Annotated in this window: 19 protein-coding genes and 1 pseudogene; 8 read left to right on the forward strand and 12 right to left on the reverse strand. The window is 58.9% G+C overall.

All coding sequences use genetic code 11. The features are described 5' to 3' along the window. The first annotated feature begins 1 nt into the window (after window position 1). Genes KYE_RS20030 through KYE_RS20040 form a run of 3 tightly spaced genes read left to right on the forward strand, consistent with a single transcriptional unit; the run spans window position 2 to window position 4,039 of the window. Window positions 2-685, forward strand: a complete 684-nt coding sequence (locus KYE_RS20030) for an ABC transporter ATP-binding protein (protein ID WP_008177145.1) — start codon at window positions 2-4, stop codon at window positions 683-685. Between the two features lie 7 nt (window positions 686-692). Beyond that, window positions 693-2,963, forward strand: coding sequence for an FtsX-like permease family protein (locus tag KYE_RS20035; RefSeq protein ID WP_008177146.1), 2,271 nt, complete (start codon window positions 693-695; stop codon window positions 2,961-2,963). Continuing rightward, window positions 2,960-4,039, forward strand: a complete 1,080-nt coding sequence (locus KYE_RS20040) for a lipocalin-like domain-containing protein (protein ID WP_008177147.1) — start codon at window positions 2,960-2,962, stop codon at window positions 4,037-4,039. The genes KYE_RS20035 and KYE_RS20040 overlap by 4 nt, the downstream gene beginning before the upstream one ends. Window positions 4,040-4,058: 19 nt before the next feature. Here the strand turns inward: KYE_RS20040 and KYE_RS20045 are convergent, their stop codons facing one another. From KYE_RS20045 to KYE_RS20085, 9 genes and pseudogenes are all read right to left on the reverse strand, one after another. After that, window positions 4,059-5,267, reverse strand: a complete 1,209-nt coding sequence (locus KYE_RS20045) for an ammonium transporter (protein ID WP_008177148.1) — start codon at window positions 5,265-5,267, stop codon at window positions 4,059-4,061. A gap of 222 nt (window positions 5,268-5,489) precedes the next feature. Then, complete coding sequence (locus tag KYE_RS20050) at window positions 5,490-6,413, reverse strand: flagellar motor protein MotB (protein WP_008177152.1); 924 nt, start codon at window positions 6,411-6,413, stop codon at window positions 5,490-5,492. A gap of 2 nt (window positions 6,414-6,415) precedes the next feature. Next, window positions 6,416-7,186 carry a flagellar motor protein PomA gene (gene pomA / locus KYE_RS20055; RefSeq protein WP_008177154.1) on the reverse strand — a complete coding sequence of 257 codons (771 nt, stop codon included), beginning with the start codon at window positions 7,184-7,186 and terminating at the stop codon, window positions 6,416-6,418. Window positions 7,187-7,251: 65 nt separating this feature from the next. After that, the gene (locus KYE_RS20060; RefSeq protein ID WP_008177156.1) at window positions 7,252-7,674 is read right to left on the reverse strand and encodes a YkvA family protein; all 423 of its coding nucleotides are present in this window, start codon (window positions 7,672-7,674) and stop codon (window positions 7,252-7,254) included. Between the two features lie 78 nt (window positions 7,675-7,752). After that, the gene (locus KYE_RS20065; RefSeq protein WP_008177157.1) at window positions 7,753-8,010 is read right to left on the reverse strand and encodes a TIGR03643 family protein; all 258 of its coding nucleotides are present in this window, start codon (window positions 8,008-8,010) and stop codon (window positions 7,753-7,755) included. Window positions 8,011-8,080: 70 nt separating this feature from the next. Beyond that, window positions 8,081-8,545 (reverse strand): annotated as a pseudogene (locus KYE_RS20070) (DTW domain-containing protein); the annotation flags it as partial. A gap of 135 nt (window positions 8,546-8,680) precedes the next feature. After that, window positions 8,681-10,342, reverse strand: coding sequence for a phytoene desaturase family protein (locus KYE_RS20075; protein ID WP_008177159.1), 1,662 nt, complete (start codon window positions 10,340-10,342; stop codon window positions 8,681-8,683). Further along, entirely contained in the window at window positions 10,333-10,839 is a 507-nt protein-coding gene (locus KYE_RS20080) for a DUF6231 family protein (protein WP_008177160.1), read from the reverse strand. Before KYE_RS20080 ends, KYE_RS20075 begins: the two co-directional genes overlap by 10 nt. 16 nt (window positions 10,840-10,855) lie before the next feature. Further along, a complete protein-coding gene (locus KYE_RS20085) occupies window positions 10,856-12,178 on the reverse strand; it encodes a DASH family cryptochrome (RefSeq protein WP_008177161.1) in 1,323 nt (440 codons plus the stop codon). Window positions 12,179-12,346: 168 nt separating this feature from the next. Here KYE_RS20085 and KYE_RS20090 point away from each other — a divergent pair, with 168 nt between their 5' ends. Then, window positions 12,347-13,459 (forward strand): S-(hydroxymethyl)glutathione dehydrogenase/class III alcohol dehydrogenase, encoded by a 1,113-nt coding sequence (locus KYE_RS20090; RefSeq protein ID WP_008177162.1) that lies wholly within the window; start codon window positions 12,347-12,349, stop codon window positions 13,457-13,459. A gap of 38 nt (window positions 13,460-13,497) precedes the next feature. Here the strand turns inward: KYE_RS20090 and KYE_RS20095 are convergent, their stop codons facing one another. Both KYE_RS20095 and KYE_RS20100 read right to left on the reverse strand, forming a co-directional pair. After that, window positions 13,498-14,523, reverse strand: coding sequence for a peptidoglycan -binding protein (locus tag KYE_RS20095; RefSeq protein WP_008177163.1), 1,026 nt, complete (start codon window positions 14,521-14,523; stop codon window positions 13,498-13,500). Next, window positions 14,520-15,248 (reverse strand): MotA/TolQ/ExbB proton channel family protein, encoded by a 729-nt coding sequence (locus KYE_RS20100; RefSeq protein ID WP_008177164.1) that lies wholly within the window; start codon window positions 15,246-15,248, stop codon window positions 14,520-14,522. Before KYE_RS20100 ends, KYE_RS20095 begins: the two co-directional genes overlap by 4 nt. A 95-nt stretch (window positions 15,249-15,343) precedes the next feature. On the opposite strand from KYE_RS20100, the gene KYE_RS20105 reads away from it, so the two are divergent. After that, window positions 15,344-15,790, forward strand: a complete 447-nt coding sequence (locus tag KYE_RS20105) for an acyl-CoA thioesterase (RefSeq protein ID WP_008177165.1) — start codon at window positions 15,344-15,346, stop codon at window positions 15,788-15,790. A gap of 69 nt (window positions 15,791-15,859) precedes the next feature. Here the strand turns inward: KYE_RS20105 and KYE_RS20110 are convergent, their stop codons facing one another. Beyond that, window positions 15,860-16,543: a type 1 glutamine amidotransferase domain-containing protein gene (locus KYE_RS20110; protein ID WP_008177166.1), complete on the reverse strand. Its 684-nt coding sequence runs from the start codon at window positions 16,541-16,543 to the stop codon at window positions 15,860-15,862. A 191-nt stretch (window positions 16,544-16,734) separates the two neighbouring features. On the opposite strand from KYE_RS20110, the gene KYE_RS20115 reads away from it, so the two are divergent. Genes KYE_RS20115 through KYE_RS20125 form a run of 3 tightly spaced genes read left to right on the forward strand, consistent with a single transcriptional unit; the run spans window position 16,735 to window position 19,671 of the window. Further along, complete coding sequence (locus tag KYE_RS20115; RefSeq protein ID WP_008177168.1) at window positions 16,735-17,487, forward strand: substrate-binding periplasmic protein; 753 nt, start codon at window positions 16,735-16,737, stop codon at window positions 17,485-17,487. Beyond that, window positions 17,484-18,866 (forward strand): ribonuclease J, encoded by a 1,383-nt coding sequence (locus KYE_RS20120; protein ID WP_008177170.1) that lies wholly within the window; start codon window positions 17,484-17,486, stop codon window positions 18,864-18,866. Before KYE_RS20115 ends, KYE_RS20120 begins: the two co-directional genes overlap by 4 nt. A 40-nt stretch (window positions 18,867-18,906) precedes the next feature. Continuing rightward, window positions 18,907-19,671, forward strand: coding sequence for a substrate-binding periplasmic protein (locus tag KYE_RS20125; protein ID WP_050898355.1), 765 nt, complete (start codon window positions 18,907-18,909; stop codon window positions 19,669-19,671). Window positions 19,672-19,754 lie beyond the last annotated feature (83 nt).

Below are 19,754 nucleotides of genomic sequence, written 5' to 3' on the forward strand. Positions count from 1 at the left end.
CATGGTGGATTCTTTGCTATCGGCCCGAGGCCTGAACAAGCAGTTTCGCAGCGGCGATGAGCCGGTGCCGGTGCTTACCGATTTCTCGTTGCAACTCGGTGCGGGTGAATCGCTGGCGCTGACAGGCCGATCGGGGTCTGGCAAAAGCACCCTGTTGAACATCCTGTGTGGCCTGGAAAAGCCTGATTCAGGTACCGTTCAGGTGCTCGGAGAAACATTTGATGCCCGGTCAACGGAGGCCGCAAGCAAGGCCGACGCGCGCTGGGGCGGTCTACGCCGACAACAGATCGGTGTGGTGTTCCAGGAAGCCAATCTGATGCCCGCCCTGTCGCTGCTGGACAATGTGCGTTTTCGGGCCCGGCTTGCTGGTCAATCCGAGGACGATTGCCGGGACTGGCTGGAGCGACTGGGCATTGGCGAGCTTGCGGACCGCTTTCCGGATCAGGTGTCAGGCGGGCAGCGCCAGCGTGCCTCGCTTGCCATGGTCTTTGCCATGAAGCCGGCCCTGATTCTTGCCGATGAACCAACCGGCAGTCTTGACCGGCATACCGCTGAGGCCGTGATCGGGCAGCTTTTCGAGCTGCAGGCCCGTCACGATTGCGGACTGATCCTCGCCACCCACGATCCCGAACTGGCGACCCGCTGCAGCCAGCACCTGGATCTGGGCCATCTGCCGCAAACCTGAGCCCGCGATGACTCTCCCGGCCGCCCTGTTCAGCCACTACCGTCGCCATCCTCTCCAGTTGCTGGCCCTGGCCGCCATGATTGTGCTTGCCACTATGCTCTGGACGGGCGTCCACCATCTCACCAGCCAGGCCCGGGCCAGTCTCGACCAGAGCGAGTCGGCGGTGGCCGAGCGCCAGCAGGTGGCTCGCACAGATGGTAGCCCCGTAACTGTGGACGACTTCGTGGAGCTGCGTCGAGCCGGGCTTTGTGTCATGCCCTGGCTGGAGGTCTCCGAGCCGGAAGGCGGTCGAGTCGTGGGTGTCGACCCTCTGGCAGCGGGCTGCTTCCAGACCCCCGGAGGGCAGGAGTCGCCCTGGGGTGGGGAGCTGAATGGCCGGCCTTTTGTCGATATCAGTGAAGCGGCGGAACTGGCCCGTGAGCAGGGCAGCGAATTGTCGCTGCTGGTATCTGATGACCACAGCAAGGGCGATCTACCACCCGGCTATCAGCTGGTGCCGTTCAGCGTTGGCCCGGCTACCGGTGAACTGGGTGACAGTTTCCTGTTGAATCTGGATGCCCTCGGGATCCTGGTTCTCCTCATTACCGCTTTGCTGGTGCGAAGTGTTTACCTGCTCGGCCTGGCCCAACGTCGCGACAGCTTTGCCCTGTTGCATCGGTTTGGCGTTCCCCATGGCCGGGTGAACCGCTTGCTGGTTGTCGAGATCCTCTTGCTGGCTGCGGTTTGTGTCCTGCCCGGAATCTGGCTTGGCCGCTGGTTGGCGGCTGGTCTGGGCAGCGGCTTCGGGCAGGCGCTTGAAGGGCTCTTCGATCAGCCGTTATACGCAGGCCAGGGCGGGAGCTGGCTGGTGCCGCTTGTCACCATGATGGCCGTGATTCTGGTTGCCTGTCTGGCGGATTTCCTCCGGCCAATTTTCCGGGGGCTTATGGGAGGCAACCGCCGATACGGCTGCCTGGTGTTGTTGGTTCTGATCGCAGGCCTCGCCTTGACGGTGTGGGTCACCGATCTGCTCTGGCTTTTCATTGCCGTGGCCATGGTATTCGTGGCGGCGGGAATTCTCGCGCCCAGGCTGATTGCCTCGCTTGCAGACTGGCGGTCCGGCCACGACAGGGATCTGCAGGCACGCTGGCGCCATCGAGAGCTTGCCGTGCTGGCTCGTCGCCTGGCCTTGCCATTGGTAGCCCTGCAGTTCGCCATGGCGATGGTCCTTGCGGTGCAGGCACTGGTTACGACTTTTGAAAGTACGTTTGACCGGTGGCTGGCGCAGAGACTGGAAGCGGACTATTACGTCGAAGTCCCGGAATCAGCAGATGCTGCCCTGGCTCTCGACTGGCTCGCTGAACAGCCGGGGCTCTCTGCTTCCGGGCTGTGGCACCGGGTCATTCGTGGCCGGGCAACTCTGCCGGGCGGCGAGGATGAGGAAGAAACCAGGGTAGACGTCTTTGCCATCGGTCCCGTTGGCCCACTGGTGACCGGTTGGGAGTTGTTTGAATCAGCGCCGCAGCCCTGGCAGCGACTGCAGCAGGGCCAGGGCGTGATGGTGAATGAACAGCTGGCGCGCCGGCAGGATATAGCGGTTGGCCAGACAGTGACGGTACTTTTCGGAAGCCAGTCCTTCGAACTTCCGGTACTGGCTATTTACCCGGACTACGGCCGTCCAGCCGGCGAGATCCTGATTCATCCGTCGGTTCTTCCAGCGGAGTTCGAAACCGGCTTCCAGAGCCTGTCAGTTTCGCCGGGCAATCTCTCCATTGAGGCAGTGACCGATGGATTAAAAGGGGTATGGCAGGTCGAGGCGTTGACGGTCCGGGACAACCGGGCGATTGAAGAGCTCGCCTCTGCCATTTTCGACCAGACCTTTTTGCTGACCCGGGCCATGACCACCCTGACCCTGATACTGGCGGCTATCGCCCTTCTGATGATGGGCTGGGTCTTTTTCTCGACCCGGGCCTGGTATTTCCGGTTGCTTGTGGTGTGGGGGCTGTCACGAAGGCAGGCTACGGCTCAACTGGTCCGGTTGTCAGTGTCGTTGAGCGGTGCCATTGCCCTGCTGGCACTGCCATTGGGTGTCTGGCTGACCTGGGTACTGGTGCATCGGATCAATCCCATCGCTTTTGGCTGGTCCCTGCCCATGGCCGTCTACCCCCGGTTCTGGCTGGAGCTTGGTGTGCTCAGCATGCTGATCGGTCTCAGCATCGCCTTCCTGATGAGCCGCCAGTTGAAATCGCCGACGGTCGCACCCGTAAACGCCAATGCCCTGGCAGGAGGTGAACGATGAGGCGCTGGATCTTCATCTGGTTCGCCGTGGTTCTGGCTGGCTGTTCGGAGCCACAGGAAGAGTCAGGCTTTGCCGGACTGGCCGGCATCGCGGATAACGAATCCGGTGTGCCCTTTCTGCAGCCCGGGCCGGGAGAACGGCTGTCGTTTCCCGAGGATTATGGCCCCCACCCACAGCACCGGATCGAATGGTGGTACCTGACCGCCAATTTGAAGACGGAGGATGGCGAGCCCCTTGGCCTGCAATGGACCCAGTTCCGCCAGGCAATCGAGCCGAGGCCGGCAGACGCTGAGCCTCCGGATGCAAATAACTGGCCTCTGGAAGCCGCCTGGATGGCCCACGCCGCAGTAAGCTTTGATACCCGGCACTACTTCGCAGAGAAGCTGGCCCGGGGAGACGTTGGCCACGCCGGAGCCCGGGCAGAGCCGATCGCCGTGTGGCTGGACGACTGGCAGCTTGAGGCTGAACCCGGGCAGAGTTCATGGCGGTTGCAGGTCGCGGCGGATAACTGGTCCTACGATTTGACCCTGAGCATCACCGGAAAGCCTGTAGCCCATGGCGATCAGGGTTTCAGCGCCAAATCCGCCGATGGCGAGGGTTCCATGTATTTCAGTCTGGTGGACCTTCAGATCGACGGCAGGGTCACCCTGGGCGATCAGACGTTGGACGTCAGTGGGAAGGGTTGGTTTGACCGGGAGTGGAGCAGCCAGTTTCTGAAATCCGGCCAGCAGGGCTGGGACTGGTTTGCGTTGCACCTGGATTCGGGTGACAAACTGATGGCTTTCCAGCTCAGGGAAGAAGACGGTGGCTTTCGTGCCGGAACCTGGATTCCGGCTGATGGCGAGCCCATCGCTCTTGGTGCCGATCAGCTCAACCTGACGTCATTAACCCAGGGCGACGGTTATCCCCGTGCATGGCGTCTGGAAGTGCCAGACTTTGGCCTGAACCTGGAGGTGGCTGCGCCAGCGGGGGACTATCGGAACACCGGGCTTTACCCATATTGGGAAAGCCCGGTGTCGGTATCCGGCAGCCATGACGGGGTCGGCTATATGGAGCTGACCGGATACGGTGAGTGAACTGCTCCGTGAACCGGCGTCACTCGACTGCGGTCGCCCCAATCCGGTGGATGCTCAGGTCCGCTCCGTTGAATTCTTCCTCTTCGGTCAGGCGCAGGCCGGAGATGGCGTTGATTGCGCCATAGACAATCAGACCGCCGACAAAGGCCACCACAACGCCGGCCACTGAGCCGATGATCTGCGACATCAGGCTGACGCCGCCAAGGCCTCCCAGCGCTTCCTGGCCGAAAATGCCGCAGGCAATCGCTCCCCAGACACCACAGACTCCGTGCAGGGGCCAGACACCCAGAACATCGTCCAGCCGTTCGATCTTGGCCTGCGCCCATTCAAACAGGTAAACGAAGATGGCGCCTGCTACGCCGCCAGTCACCAGAGCACCCACCGGATGCATCAGGTCAGAGCCAGCACATACCGCCACCAGTCCCGCTAGCGGACCGTTGTGGATAAAGCCCGGGTCCTTACGGCCCAGCAGCATGGAGACGAGGATGCCGCCGACCATGGCCATCAGGCTGTTCACGGCCACCAGGCCGCTGATGCCGTCCAGGGTCTGGGCCGACATGACGTTGAAGCCAAACCAGCCAACGGTCAGAATCCAGGCGCCCAGGGCGAGGAAGGGGATATTGGAGGGGGCAAAGGCCACCACCTTGCCGTTGCGGTAGCGCCCATTTCGTGCACCCAGAACCAGTACGGCCGCCAGGGCGATCCAGCCGCCCACCGCGTGCACTACAACGGAGCCGGCAAAGTCGTGGAATGATGCACCAAACTGGTTCTCCAGCCAGCCCTGGAAACCATAGTTGCCGTTCCAGATCAGCCCCTCAAAGAAGGGATAGATAAAGGCGACAATCAGGCCTGAGGCAATCAGCATCGGGTAGAACCTGGCGCGTTCGGCAATACCGCCGGACACGATGGCGGGAATGGCCGCGGCGAACGTCATCAGGAAGAAAAACTTCACCAGATCATAGCCGTTGGCAGCAGTGAGCTCGGCGGCGCCGCTCATGAAATGGCTGCCGTAGGCGATGTAATAGCCGATAAAGAAGTAGGCCACGGCGGAGATGCCGAAGTCAGTCATGATCTTGACCAGGGCATTCACCTGGTTCTTGTGACGGACGGTGCCGACTTCCAGGAAGGCAAAGCCGGCATGCATGGCCAGCACCATAATGGCGCCGATAAGGATGAACAGCGTGTTGGCGCTTTCGGTCAGGGTGTGTACTGCACTCGTGATGTCCACGGGTTTTCGCTCCTGATGTTGTGTGTCCGGCCTCTATCGGACCGTTTACGTTGACTTGTGCATTGTTGAGGTGCAGCTGAAGCAAGAGCTGTTCCAAAACAAGGCATATCAAGAGCTGAAGGGCAGTTGAGGGGGCTTTCAGAAATGTGAGGTACTATTTTCACTCTAATAGTGCACTAATACTGTGCGTTTTAGCGTGTAGCGCACCAAAATAGAGTGCGCTTACCAACTGATTTCGTTTGGTGTCGAGCTGTCGGATTCGGATTCGATCCCGAGGCTGGATTCGGCATCATCCGATTCGGACTGGATCAGTTCCCGAAGGCGTACTTCCTGTTCCTGCATCGGGCCGGAGAGATCAATGATGATTTCCACGCGCCGGTTCTTGGCGCGGTTCTCTGCAGAGGTGTTGGGTACCCGCGGCTCGGTATCCGCCAGACCGGTGACGGACAGACGGGTGGGTTCCACCTGGTCCCGGGCAACCAGAACGTTGGCAACGGCGGCTGAACGGGCGGCGGAGAGGTCCCAGTTACTGTAAAAACGGTCGGTCCGGATAGGCACGTTGTCGGTGTGCCCCTCGATCGTCAGGTCACCGGGAATGCCTTCAATCACCTCCGCCATATCCAGCAGCAGGCCCTCGAATTCCCAGGTCAGCTGAGCCGAGCCGGAAGGGAAAGAACCTTTTTCCTCAACCCGAATCACGATTCGCCGCTGATCCTCACTCACATTGATGCGCCCATCGGCGATCGCCGGCTCCAAGACTTTCAGGATATCGTCCATGGTTTCCTGCATCTGTTCCTCCATGGCGGCTTCAACGGCCATGTCGGTGGGGCTCTTCAGGGTCTGGAGCTCCGGCGCTTCGTCCGTGGTGGTCTGTTTGACTTCGTTGACCACCGTGGGCTCGGGCGGCGCAGGGGAAAACTTGTCAAAAATAGGGCTGGTACCCTTCGGGATCTCCAGGGCCGGCACATCCCGCTGGACGCCAAAGGCTTTGGACAGCTCACCGGCAATCTGCTTGAACTTCTGGGCGTCGATCTCGGAAAAGGACAGCAGCAGAACAAAGAAGCACATCAGCAGGGACATGAGATCGGCGAAGGTGACAACCCACGCCGGAATCCCCGGCTTTTCCTCTTCTGGTAACTCGTCCATGGTTACGCGCCTTCTGCTTCGGCCACTTTTTCACGTTCTTTGGGTGGCAGGTAGCTTGAAAGCATCTGCTCAATGATACGGGGATTGGTCCCTTCCTGGATGGCAACCAGTGCATCAATGTACAGGGACTGCATGCGTGCTTCCTCGGTCATTCGCAGAGAAAGCTTGTCGGCTATCGGGGTTGCAAACATGGTTGCAATCATGGCGCCATAAAGCGTGGTCAGCAGGGCGACCGCCATGGCCGGGCCGATGGATTTGGGATCTTCCATGTTCGACAGCATCTGAACCAGACCAATCAGTGTGCCGATCATGCCCATCGCCGGCGCCACGTCCGCCATGGCCGTGAAGACCTTGGCGCCAGAGCGATTGTGGTCGAGAGTCATCAGACGCTCCTTGTTCAGAAGCTCCTTGATGGTTTTGCTGTCCTGTCCGTCCACCAGCATCTGAATGCCCTGGGACAAAAAAGGGCTGCTGATCTCCCTGCCTTCGAGGCCCAGCACGCCCTCTTTCCGGGCTACGTTGGCGATGTCCACCAACTCCTCAATGCTGGCCTGGGTTTCCGGCAGTTTGAATTTGAAGGCGCGGGCGGCCGCTTTGAAAGCCCCCAAAAATTGCGAAACGCTGAACTTGGCGAGCACGACGAACATGGTGCCGCCCACAACGATCAACAGCGAGGCCGGATTGATAAATACAGCAGGTGAAACACCGAGAATAACGGCAGACGCGATCAGCAGTGTAGCGCCGGCAAGACCGATGAGAGTGGCTAGATCCACGACAACTCCAGATTTGATTCAGGTATCCCAAGAGCAGGGGCGGGAGAATACCGCCAGTTCAGAAATTAATCAATTCGCACTGGCCCTGTTTGAGATTCTTCCTGCTGCTCTTTCCAGGCAGCATAGCGGTGAATATCGGACTCCACCAGCTTCAGGCACAGCGCAACAACGCCGGCGTCGTCCACCAGACCGAATCCGAAAATCAGGTCGGGAATAACATCGAGGGGGTTCATGACATAGATCAGCGCGCCGGCCACCGCTGCGATCGTTTTCCACGGCACGCTCCGGTAATTGCCGTACCAGTAGTCGCGGATCATCGAAAACATCAGCTTGATGTCGGCGCTGAAGCGAGACAGTTTGCCGCTTTCTTTTACTTTCTCTTCAATACTGCGCTGGCGGTCGAGCAGCGTTTCCAGATCCGCCCGATGCACCTTGCCCGCCTCGGCGTCCAGTTGTTTCCGGGCGTTTTTCTGGTTGAACAATGCCATCGAGAGGGTTCCTCACTTGCTTGATGCCTGAGTGCTCATGATCGCGCAGCTTCGCCGTCAATGCCAATGACAAGGCGTTTATCGGTGCTTGTACTGGGTCGGACAATAGCCGCGGTCTACACCCTCGGGTCGTAGCTGGCGATGTTTGGTGTTGCGCCCGGTTACCCGCTTGCGCCATAGCCGGAAGCTACCGGGCTTGAGCTCACGACGCATCAGGCGAATAACATCTTTTTCGCGAAGGCCATAGAGGGCTTCGATGGCCTCGAAGGGTGTGCGGTCCTCCCACGCCATCTCGATGATGCGGGAGAGGTCCGCCGGTTCAAACTGCTCTGACATGGGGTTTCTCTGTTTGACTTACGTGTTCCCAGAGTACGTTTGAGCTGGCCAGTCGTCTCACCCGGCTGGTTTATTGGTAGTGCCTGTGCAGCCGGGCCGGGATCTGGGCCAGCTGTTTGTCTACCAGTGTGCGCATGGCGTGGGCGATTGGCCGGGTATCCAGCTCTGGCTCAAGCACATTGAGCAGATAGGCAACGGCCTCTGCCGTGGCCAGGCGGTGTTCTCCGGGCGCCTTTCGGATGGCGTAGGCGGAGGCCGGCGGATTGGCGAAATGGAAACGCGGCAATGCAGAGAGTTCCGGGTTCTGGTGAAGGATTTTGGCGGCCTTGCGCCAGGTGCCGTCGAGAATGATCCAGTGATCGAACTGGCGTACGTCTGAGGTTTCGAGCGCCTCACTGCCGGGCCCCGGAAACAGCAGGGCCGGGTGATGACTGCCGGCGACGGAATCAAACCCGGCCTGATGGAAATCGCCCGGCATTTCGCCTGTGAAGAGCCTGAGATTTGCGAGGCACCGGGTGAGGATACGAACGGTACCCTTGGCATGGCCGACCTAGGTCGGGTGCTGCAGTATCGTCACCCCCGTGCGGTTTCGCACGGGGGCACACGCTTCGCAAACACAGATATTCGGATGCATGCCGCAATCGGCGCAAATCGGTCTGGGCAACCCCTGTTACCCCACGAAAATACGCTTCGCCAGACCGGCCCCGCGCAAGCCCTGAATGGCCAGGGTGCTGACCAGTCCACCGATCATTGCGCCCACGACACCGCAGGTGAGGATATCTTGGCCGGTAAGGTAGAGCCCAGGGATGTCGGTCTTGGGTTTCAGCCACTCCTGTTCGAAGCGCTCGGGGTTGTGGTCCAGGCCGTAGAGCTCGCCCCGGCCGTAACGGCAGAACCAGGCGGTGGAAAGCGGGGTTGAGGTTTCCACGTAATCCACTTTTCCGCGCAGCTGGGGCAGTTTCTCGTACATCACTTCCAGCAACTGGTCGGTGATTTTCTGCTTCAGGGCCTCATAGTCGTCGCCCCGCTTGCCCCAGATGGTGTCCTGCCAGGGCTCGAACATCTCCCAGGTCGTCGGGGCGACGATCTCGATGGTGGAGGTGCCAGGCCAGCGGTTCTGGTAATCCGGATCCTTGGCTGCCGGAAAGGAGATGTAGACCACCGGGAACTCGGTGTTGTCCGGGTCATCCAGAAACTGTTGCACGTTGCCATCGTGGTCCGCGCTGGGATAGATCCAGAAATTGGTCCGCGGCAGGCCCAGTGCCTCCGGTGTGCCCTTCAGGCCAATGTAGAGGCCGATGTGGGGCATGGAGGGAATGATGTGCTGGCGTTTGCTTTTGTAGCCGATCTTCTCAGCGGACTCGGCGGGCAGCAGTTTTTCGAAAGTGTTGATAACTCCGGCGTTGCTGATGACCAGCGGTGCCCGGATTTCCTCGCCATCGGCCATGCGCACGCCGGTTGCCCTGCCTTTCTCCACCAGGATGTTGGTGACGTCGGCGTAGGTAAAGACTTCACCGCCGGGCTGCTGGATAACAGGGATAATGGTTTTGGCAATTTCCGACGCGCCGCCTACGGGGTAAAAGCCGCCGTAAAGGTAATGTTTGGCAATCAGCGCATGGACCATAAAGCTGGATTGCATGGGCGTGACGCCGCAGTCGCCCCACTGGCCGGTGATAGCGCCGATCAGTTCCTGGTTGTCGGTGAGCTCGCTCAGCACCTCCCACGTGGTCTTGTTGAAACAGTCAGGCAGGACGACATCCAGCCCTTTGTTGATAACCGGGCTCAATATGCCGGGGGCGAGCTTGGAGAGTGTGTACCACTGCATGCCGTCTGCCACCTTGCCCAGCAGCTTTACATACTGGTCGATGGCTTCTTGTTCTTCTGGAAAGGCATCGAGCAGGGAGAGACGCAGCCCTTCCTTGCCGGCGCGCAGATTCACGACCTTTTCGCCCAGGAAGAAGCGGTCGTAGTTCTCGTCCATGGGGGCCCATTCCAGCTTGCCGTCGGTGATGTAATCGAACAGCCTGCGGCCCAGGGTGTGGGGAGAGCCCATGTCGCCGATGTAATGGACGCCTACGTCCCATTCGTAGCCGTTGCGAGCGTAACTGTGGGTGTAGCCGCCGGCCGTGTAATGCTGCTCAAGCACGAGGACTTTCTTGCCCGCCTTGGCCAGGCAGGCTGCGGTGGTCAGGCCGCCGATGCCTGAGCCAATTACGATGGCGTCGTAGGGGCCTTTCAGGCGATTGGCCCGGTAACGGGTACCGATCCTGATCGTACTGGGCTTCAGTTTCTGAGAAGACGGACTGTTCACTTCAGTGCTTTTTACCACCATGCCTTGCCCCACATTTCCGGATTGGCCCAGTTCTCTGGATTGTTCCAGGCCCGTTTGTGGTTGTAAGTATTCAGATTGTAGGTGTACAGCGTGAGTGCGCCGTTATCATTTTCCAGTTCGGCATGGCGACGGAAGCCAAGGCCGATGAAATCAGTAAAGGCCCAGCCTGGCGCTTCGCCAACCAGCACCGCGATCTGATGTGTGCCATAGTTTCTTAGCTGGCCCAGCAGCAAGGCGCCTTCATCATGAGGCAGGTGTTCCAGGGTGCCGGTTATCAGCGCCAGATCTGCAACCCGGTCGATGTGCAGCCTGGCATTGGGGTCGATGGTGTCGAGAGTTCGAACATCGACGCCATCCTGGTGCTTCTGCCACATCCGCGATATTTCGGTTGCGAGGCTGCCGCAACTCAGCAGGGTTGCAGGTGAGCTGGTTTCGATGATGCGGGCCAGTGTCTCCCGTGCTGCATCCGAGTTGCTGTTGTCCGTCATTTCCGCCATGGCGATTCGCCTTTTACTACAGGGGCCAGTCTGCCGCATCCACTGTGTGTAAGCCTACGGGCTGATCTGCATGCCCGCCCCAGCGGTCAATAAAGGTGCCGGTGGGATCGTACTGCTGCGTCTGTTTTTCGAGGTTGAACTGCCGCAGGCCTCTCGGGTCCGCCCCTACGCCAGCCAGGTACTGCCAGTTGCCGTAGTTGCTCCCTACATCATAGTCGATCAACTGCTCCTCAAACCATGCCGCTCCGTAGCGCCAGTCCAACCCGAGTTCGTTGATGAAACAACTGGCGACCAGTTGTCTGGCCCGGTTGCTCATGTAACCGGTTTCACGCAGCTGGTTCATGGCCGCGTTCACGATCGGATATTCGGTGTTGCCCTGGCACCAGGCCTTGAAACGATGGCCGTAGAGGGTGCCATGCCGACGTTTGCGCTGGACGCCGTCCCGGCGGAACAGGTTGGCGCCGTGTTTCAGGGCGTACCAGTAGAAGTACTCGCGCCAGAGGAGCTCAAACCAGAGCCAGTAGGTGGATTCGTTTTTGGTCTCGCTGGCTTCGTATTCGGTGATGGTTTCTGCTACTTCCCTGACCGAGAGACAGCCGTTGGCCAGCCAGGGTGAGAACTTGGAGGAGGCGTCCCAGGTGTCCAGGGCGTTCCGGGTTTCCTTGTAGCGGTCAATGCTGTGGTTGTCGTAAAGGAACTCCTGCAGCCGCGCCAGGCCGGCGGCTTCACCACCCATAAACTGTAACGGATGCACCGGTTCCGGTATCGGCGGGCAGTCGCCGCGATTGTCCTCCGGGAATCCCGGCGGTGGCGGCAGGGCTGTCAGGGTGCGGATTCGCAAGCGCTCTGAACAGCGATCTCCGGTTTTCTCAACTTGCTTGCGGAACTGGGAGAAGGTATCCGGCAACTCCCCGAGCGCCATCGGCAGGGAACCCTCGGTGAACAGGCTGAGAGTCTCGAATTGCTGGAATACAGCCTTGGGCAGCCTGTCCTTGATGGCTTGCCACTGACCGGCCTCCTGGGTACCCGGAAGCCGGGAGCGTACAACCCGTTCAATGCTGTGAGCGTGCGCAAGTTGCGGAATGACCGTTTCCGGCTCCCCAAAGGCGATGTGGAGCCGCTGGCCCAGTGTTCGAAGACTGCGTTCCAACGCCATCAAGCTCTGCCAAAGAAAGCGCCACCGATGATCCCCCATCGCCTTGCTCTGCAGGGGACCGGGCGCAAACCAGCGCGGATCGACCACATAGAGGCAGAGCAGCATGTCGGACTTCGAGGCCGCCAGCAACGAAGCGTTGTCGTGCAGGCGAAGATCCCGCGTAAACCAGTAAAGCGTGCGCAACGTAAGAGCTCCTCTCTCGGTATCTGTCAGCTGTGAGAAGATACGAGCCAGTTCCGAAAAAGATTTCGCCGCCCATCTGGTTGCGCACTTCGTCTAGAATGAACGAACAGCCGGCACATCGTGGCGTGAAATCCAAAACACAGATCCGAATTCAACAGGAGTCCGACAGTGATTAAATCCCGTGCAGCGGTGGCTTTTGAGGCCAACAAGCCGCTAGAAATTGTCGAAGTCGATGTGGCGCCGCCCCAGGAGGGCGAGGTTCTGGTGCGCATCGTTGCCACCGGTGTTTGTCATACCGACGCCTACACCCTGTCTGGTGCTGACCCTGAAGGCCTGTTCCCGACCATTCTGGGCCACGAAGGTGGCGGTGTTGTCGAGGCGGTCGGACCCGGCGTCAAAAACCTGGAAGTGGGTGACCACGTGATTCCGCTCTACACGGCCGAATGCGGCGAGTGCAAGTTCTGCACCTCTGGCAAGACCAATCTGTGTGGTGCCGTGCGTGCGACCCAGGGCAAGGGCGTGATGCCCGACGGTACCTCCCGTTTCTCCTACAACGGTCAGCCACTCTATCATTACATGGGCTGCTCCACGTTTTCCGAATACACGGTACTGCCGGAAATCTCCCTGGCCAAGATTCCCAAGGAAGCGCCCCTGGACAAGGTATGCCTGCTTGGCTGCGGCGTCACCACCGGCATCGGCGCGGTACTGAACACTGCCAAGGTTGAGGAAGGCGCCACTGTGGCCATCTTCGGCCTGGGTGGCATCGGCCTGGCGGCGATCATCGGAGCCAAGATGGCCAAGGCGGGCCGGATTATCGGCGTCGACATCAATCCGGGCAAATTCGACATCGCCAAACAGCTGGGTGCCACCGATGTGGTTAATCCCAACGACTACGACAAGCCGATTCAGGAAGTGATTGTCGACATGACCGACGGCGGCGCCGACTACACCTTCGAATGCGTAGGCAATGTGAAACTGATGCGCGCAGCGCTTGAGGCCTGCCACAAAGGCTGGGGTGAATCCACTATCATCGGTGTTGCCGGTGCCGGCGAGGAAATCAGCACCCGTCCGTTCCAGTTGGTTACGGGCCGGGTCTGGCGTGGTTCAGCCTTTGGCGGTGTGAAAGGTCGTACCGAGCTGCCGGGCTATGTGGAAAAAGCCGAAAAGGGTGAGATCCCACTGGATGTGTTCATTACCCATGAAATGCCGTTGGAAGACATCAACAAGGCGTTTGATTTGATGCATGAGGGTAAGAGCATCCGGACGGTTATTCATTTCTGATCGCCGACTGATCAGGCGCAGTACTATGCTGCGCCCGATCAACGATCCGTAAGCTTCAGCTCAATCCTCCGGTTTCTCTGCAACGCCTCCGGAGAGGTGCCTTCCGCCACCGGGAAGAACTCGCCAAATCCGGCCGCCGCCATGCGCCGTTCCGGTACACCCTGCGCTGCAAGGTAGCGCACGACTGCCACGGCACGGGCGGTGGACAGCTCCCAGTTCGAGGGGAATCTCGGGGTATTGATAGGTATGACATCGGTATGACCATCAATCCTCAGGATCCAGTCTACGTCCTCGGGAATCTTGGCGGAAACATCCAGCAGTAGTTTGGCTAGCTTGTCGAGCTCCTGCCGGCCTTCCTCGCCCAGTTCCGCCGAGGCGGAAGCGAACAACAGTTCGGAAGGCAGCAAGAAACGGTCGCCGACGATCCGGACATTTTCGTTGCCGGCCAGAATATCCCGCAGCCGGGCAAAGAACTCGGACTGATACTGTTCGAGTTGGTTGACGCGCTCGGCCAGTAGGGTGTTCAGCCGTCTGCTGACCTGTTCCAGTTCCTGCTCCTTGTCGGCGGTCATCTGTTCCTGGAGCTCCAGCGCCGAGGCAATCTGCCTGAGTTGCTCTCGCAAGGAGGCTATCTGATTCGACAGCCTCAGGATCATCGCCTGCTGGCTGGCCGATATATCGTCTTTCTCGTCAATCGACTCTTCCATGCTGGCCAGCCGCTCCGATTGCGCATCGGCCATGGCGGTTTGCCGCATCAGTTGTTCACGGGTGGATTCCAGCTGACCGACCAGACTGTTGTTCCGCTCCTGAAGGCTGGTTAACTGATTTTCCAGTGCCTCGCTTCTGTTTTCTTCCAGGCCGAGCAATTCCGAGAGCTCGTTCAACTGGGCATTGAGTCGGGCGAGCTGGGTATCCCGGTCAGAGAGTGTCTGGGACAGGTAGAGCTGGCTGACCACGTAGACCAGCAGCATGAATATGACCAGCATCAGCAGAGCCGAGAGCGCATCCACGTAGCCCGGCCAGACGTTGGTGGTGCTGCGGCTTCGGCGCCTGGATCCGATCATGACAGGTCTTTCTCGCTGTCTATACGATCTACAAGATTGGTGACGCCGGTCAGCCACTCCTCGAGGCCGTCATAAAAGCGGTTCTGGGCATGGCCGGCCTGGATGTCGAGGAAACCCAGGATCAGCGAGCCGCCAAGGCCCAGCAGGGAGGAGCTGAACGCAGTACCCATGCCCTCAAGGGGCGTAAGCAGGCCTTCCTGAAGCTCCGCAAACACCTTTCCGAAGTCTTCCTGGCTCATGTCCAGGCCGGTAATCACCTGGCCGACGGAGTTGATGGTGCCCAGCAGGCCCCAGAAGGTGCCGAGCAGCCCCAGGAACACCAGCAGGCTGATGAAATAGCGGGTGATTTCCCGCTGCTCATCCATCCTGGAATGAATGCCATCGAGCACGGTTCGAAGAGACAGGGTAGATAGTGTGAACCGGTCCTTGGTGGCATCCTCGCCAAGTTGCCTTGCCAGCGGCTTCAGCAATTTGGGCTCCTGGACCACGGACAATCCGGCGTGGCCGGTTCTGAACTGGGCAATCCACTTCAGCTCCGGAAACAGCACGAACACCTGCCTGTAGGTGAGGGCGATGCCGATGATCAGAACCCCGAGAATCAGCAGATTGAAAACCCAGTTGGCCATAAAGGCCGAAATCAGGGGCTTGTGGATCAGGGCGCCGACGATGACGACCACGCCGAGGAACAGCGTCATCCAGAAAAGGGTGTGCTTGGGGTTGCTCATAGCGATGGCCAGCTTTTTTGAGATATTCCTCAAAACGTTAGCACAGATATGAGAAGCTGTTGGCGACAGTAACTGAACTTTAATCGGAGCGCGTCATGGCTGGTGAGTTGCCTTTCCGTTTTCGCTTCCGGGTTCGCTATGGTGAATGCGATGCCCAGGGCGTGGTGTTCAACGCACGTTATGCGGATTTCGTTGATATTGCTGTCAACGAATACATTCGCACCCTGTTTGGCGATTATCAGCACCTGCTGGATCAGGACCTGGATATCCAGGTTGTGAGCCTGACGGTGAACTGGAAGGCCCCGGCGAAGTTTGACGATGTTCTGGAAGCCCGCATTCGCGCCGGGCGAATCGGAAACACCTCATTTACCCTGCATCTGGAGTTTTTCCGGTATGGGGATGACGGATATATCGCCGATGCGGACGTCACCTATGTGCTGATTCAGCCTTCGGTGATGGGCAAGGTGGCGATACCGGATCACATTCGTCAATTGCTGGAGCGGGGCGCTCCGTGCGAGTTGATCAGTCACGCAGGGGAGTAGGCTGGAAGCAAAAAAGAAGGCCAGATGAAATTCATCTGGCCCTGGATTCATCCTGCAGTTACTGCCGGATCAGGCCTCTTGGAGAGCCTGCACAACGGCCTTCGCTGCCCCCTCGGAAGAGGCCGGGTTTTGCCCGGTAATCAGCTTGCCGTCCACCACGATGTGCGGTGCCCAGTCGTCACCGCGGGTGTAGGTGGCGGTGTTTTCCTTCAGCATGTCTTCCAGCAGGAAAGGCACCACGCCGCTAAGGCCAACCGCTTCTTCCTCGCTGTTGGTGAAGCCTGTTACTTCCCGGCCGCCAACGATGTTCTGGCCCGGTTTCACTTCCACGTTTTTGAACACGGCTGGTGCGTGGCAAACTGCACCAATCACCTTGTCCTGCTCGTAGGCTGTCTTGATCAGGGCAATGGACTTGTCGTCGTTAACCAGGTCCCAGAGCGGGCCGTGACCACCTGGATAGAAAATCGCGTCGTATTCGTTCATGTCCACGTCGCTCAGCTTTTTAGTGCTGGCGAGGGATTCCTTGGCATGGGCATCCTGCTGGAACCGACGCGTGGTCTCGGTCAGCGCTTCGTCGGCCTCGCTGTTGGGGTCGACTGGCGGCTGGCCACCCTTCGGTGAGGCAATGGTGATGTCTGTGCCGGCATCCCGGAAAACGTAGTAAGGCGCGGTGAACTCTTCGAGCCAGAAGCCGGTCTTATGGCCGGTGTCGCCCATCTGGTCATGGGATGTAAGAACCATCAGAATCTTCATGGTGTCCGTCCTTTTCGTTGACGAATGAATGGCGCTTCTTGATTGCTGTGATAATGAAGTTGTGCCATCAGTGACTGAATTCAACCGTCAGTACGTAAATCCGACGATCCCGGATCTTGAACCGTCTATACTGGAGACAGATGGCCAGACCTCATAAGAATCTGAAAACCTCACAGGCAAGGATGACTGGAATGCGAGTGTTCGCCACCGCTGTTCTGATGGCGTTAGTGGTTCCTGTTTCGGCCCAGCAGGGCACGGAAACCGTGGAAGCGCTGACGGTAACCGTGGGTGCCAATCATGCGCCCCCCTACCGGATTATCGAGGGTGGGGAGCCAACGGGCCTATATGTGGATATCTTCCAGGAAATTGCTGATCGGTTGGGCTGGAAAGTGCATTATCGGGAGGCGCCTTTCCGGCGGGTCTTGAGGATGGTGCAGCAGGGTGAGGTGGATGTCATGCTGGGGCCCCTGGAGACCGCCGAACGAACCGAGCTCATGGAGTTCGTGGCGCCGGCATTTCCTCCGGAACGGCGATTGTTTTTTTACCTTAACGCAGAAAACCGCATTGAGCGCTACGCCGATCTGTATGGACGAGCCATTGGTATTCTGGAAGGGGAGTCGTATTTCTCCCGGTTTGATACTGATGACAAACTTCTCAAGGAGCCTGCGCCCCGTTACGAAAACCTGATGCTGATGATGCAGAAAGGCCGGGTAGATGTCGTGATCGCCCCAGAGCTTGTCGGTTTGTACGCGGTCGAAAAGTTGGGGCTGGATGTTAAGGTTTCACCGTTCTTTGTGCCTGGAGAGCGCTCCTACATCGCTGTTGCGAAGAACTCGCCCGTGCTGAAGTATGCCGATGACATTCGGGCGGCGCTGAAACTGATTGAACTGGAAGGCATACACGAGGACCTGGTGTTGAAGTACATGGACCGAGTTGCTGAATGAATCCCGAACAGTCTGATCTCTGGTTCCTGCCCCTGGGTGGAACCGGTGAAATTGGTATGAACCTCAACCTCTATGGCCACGATGGTGCCTGGTTGATGGTGGATTGTGGTGTTACCTTTCCAAAGCCTGGTCGCATTGCTGCTGATGGCACGGTGCATCATCGTGGCGAGCCGCCGGTTCAAATGGCGGATCCTGCGTTCATTGCTGACCGCCGTGAACGGCTGGCGGGCCTGGTAATTACCCACGCCCACGAAGATCATGTCGGAGCTGTACCCTACCTCTGGCCGCTGCTGCAGTGCCCGATATACACCAGCCGGTTCACGGCCGAAATTCTGCGTCGCAAGCTCGCGGAGTTCGACCTGCTGCACCGGGTGCCGATCATCGAAGTGGAGACCGGCCAGAGCAAGCAGATCGGGCCATTCAGCGTGCAGTGGCTGGCGCTGACTCACTCCATCCCGGACCCTAATGCCCTGATGATTCGCACCGCCGCCGGTAACATCTTCCACAGCGGTGACTGGAAGCTGGATGAGCAGCCGCTGGTAGGCCATGGCTATTCGCCAAAAACCTTCACCGATCTGGCAAACGAGGGCGTGAACGCCATGGTGTGTGACTCCACCAACGCCACAGTCTCGGGTCACTCGGTATCCGAGGCGGCCTTGCATCAAGGATTGCTCAGAGCGACCCGCTCCGCCGAAGGCCGCGTTGTAGTGACCTGTTTTGGCAGTAATATCGCCCGATTACATACTCTGGCCTCAATCGCCAGGGAAACCGGCCGTTATATGGGTTTATTGGGCCGGTCTTTGATCAATATGAGTGGCGCCGCCAGGGCTGCAGGGCTGTGGGATTCGGCTGACCAGTTGATCAATCCGGCACATCTGGGGTATCTCCCGCGGGACGAAGTACTGGCCGTGGCCACGGGCAGTCAGGGCGAGCCGCGAACGGCTCTGCGCAGACTGGCCTCTGGTACCCATCCGGATTTTGAGCTGGAGGCGGGCGACACGGTAATCTTCAGCGCTCGCGCCATCCCCGGCAACGAGGAATCCATCGAGGCGCTGGTGACCAGACTGAAAGAGTTGGGGGTGAGGGTAATCACGGCCGAGGATGCTGATTTGCCAATTCATGCTTCAGGTCATCCCGCGCAGGAAGAGCTGGAGTTAATGTATAAATGGGTAAAGCCTGCCATTGCCATTCCGGTTCATGGTGAGGCTGAACACATGGAAGCGCACGCTGACATTGCCAAAGCAACTGGTGTACCCCGTGCCATGGTGGGCCGAAACGGCGATCTTTTCATGATCCGGCCGGTGCCGGGAATTCGTCGCCAGGTTGTTGAAACTGGCCGTCTGGGCTGGCACAAAGAGGGTCTTGTCAGAGTTGAATAAGTCATTTACTTCTGTTGTCGGTAGGTCGCTTGTATTCGCAGTGGCTTCCGTGTTTCTGGCCCCGGTTCACGCATTGCCAGACCCTTCCTGCAATACGCACATCGTGAGCGGGAATCCGGAGTATCCGCCCCTGCTCTGGCGCGACCAGCAGCGCCCGGGCTATCTGATTGGCGCGGTGCCTGCTTTGCTCAAGGAAATTACGGAGCCATTGGGCGTGAATGTGGAAGTGAGGGACATAGGCTCTTGGGCCCGGGTCCAGCGCATGGCACGCCAGGGCGATATCGACATGGTGGCGGGCGCGTTCATTACCTCGGAACGCATTGGCTATATGGACTATTTGCTGCCGCCAATAACGCACCTGCCGACCGCTGTCTGGGTCCCCAAAGGCCGGGAGTTTGTCTATCGCCACTGGCCAGACCTGATGGGTAAGCGGGGCAGCACACTGATCAACAACAGTTTTGGCCAGAATTTCGACCGGTATGCAGAAGAAAATCTCCTCATTGAGGGAGTCAGGTCGATTGAGCAATCCTTCCAGATGGCGCTGGTTGACCGGGTGGATTATGTCCTCTATGAAGTGTTGCAGGGCGGGGTAAAACTCGAATATCTGGGCATTGCTGATCAATTCGTTTCCCTGTCGCCCCCGGTGAGTCGTGAGGGCCTGTTCTTTACTTTTTCCAAAGCCTCTCCTTGTAACTCCTTTGAGCTAAGGGAGCGTATTGCGGAGAGCCTATACGAGCTTGTGAATACTGGCCGGGTCGATGAGTTAATCCGGCGGTATAAAGACCTTTACACAGGAGCAGGTTAAGTGGAGGTCTCTTTCAGATGGGCGTGAACTTTAATGTGGCGCCTGTCGTAACTTGAGAGAGACACTCCGAGCAGGTAGAAAAC

The sequence above is a fragment of the Marinobacter manganoxydans MnI7-9 genome, from assembly GCF_000235625.1.
Taxonomy (GTDB): domain Bacteria; phylum Pseudomonadota; class Gammaproteobacteria; order Pseudomonadales; family Oleiphilaceae; genus Marinobacter; species Marinobacter manganoxydans.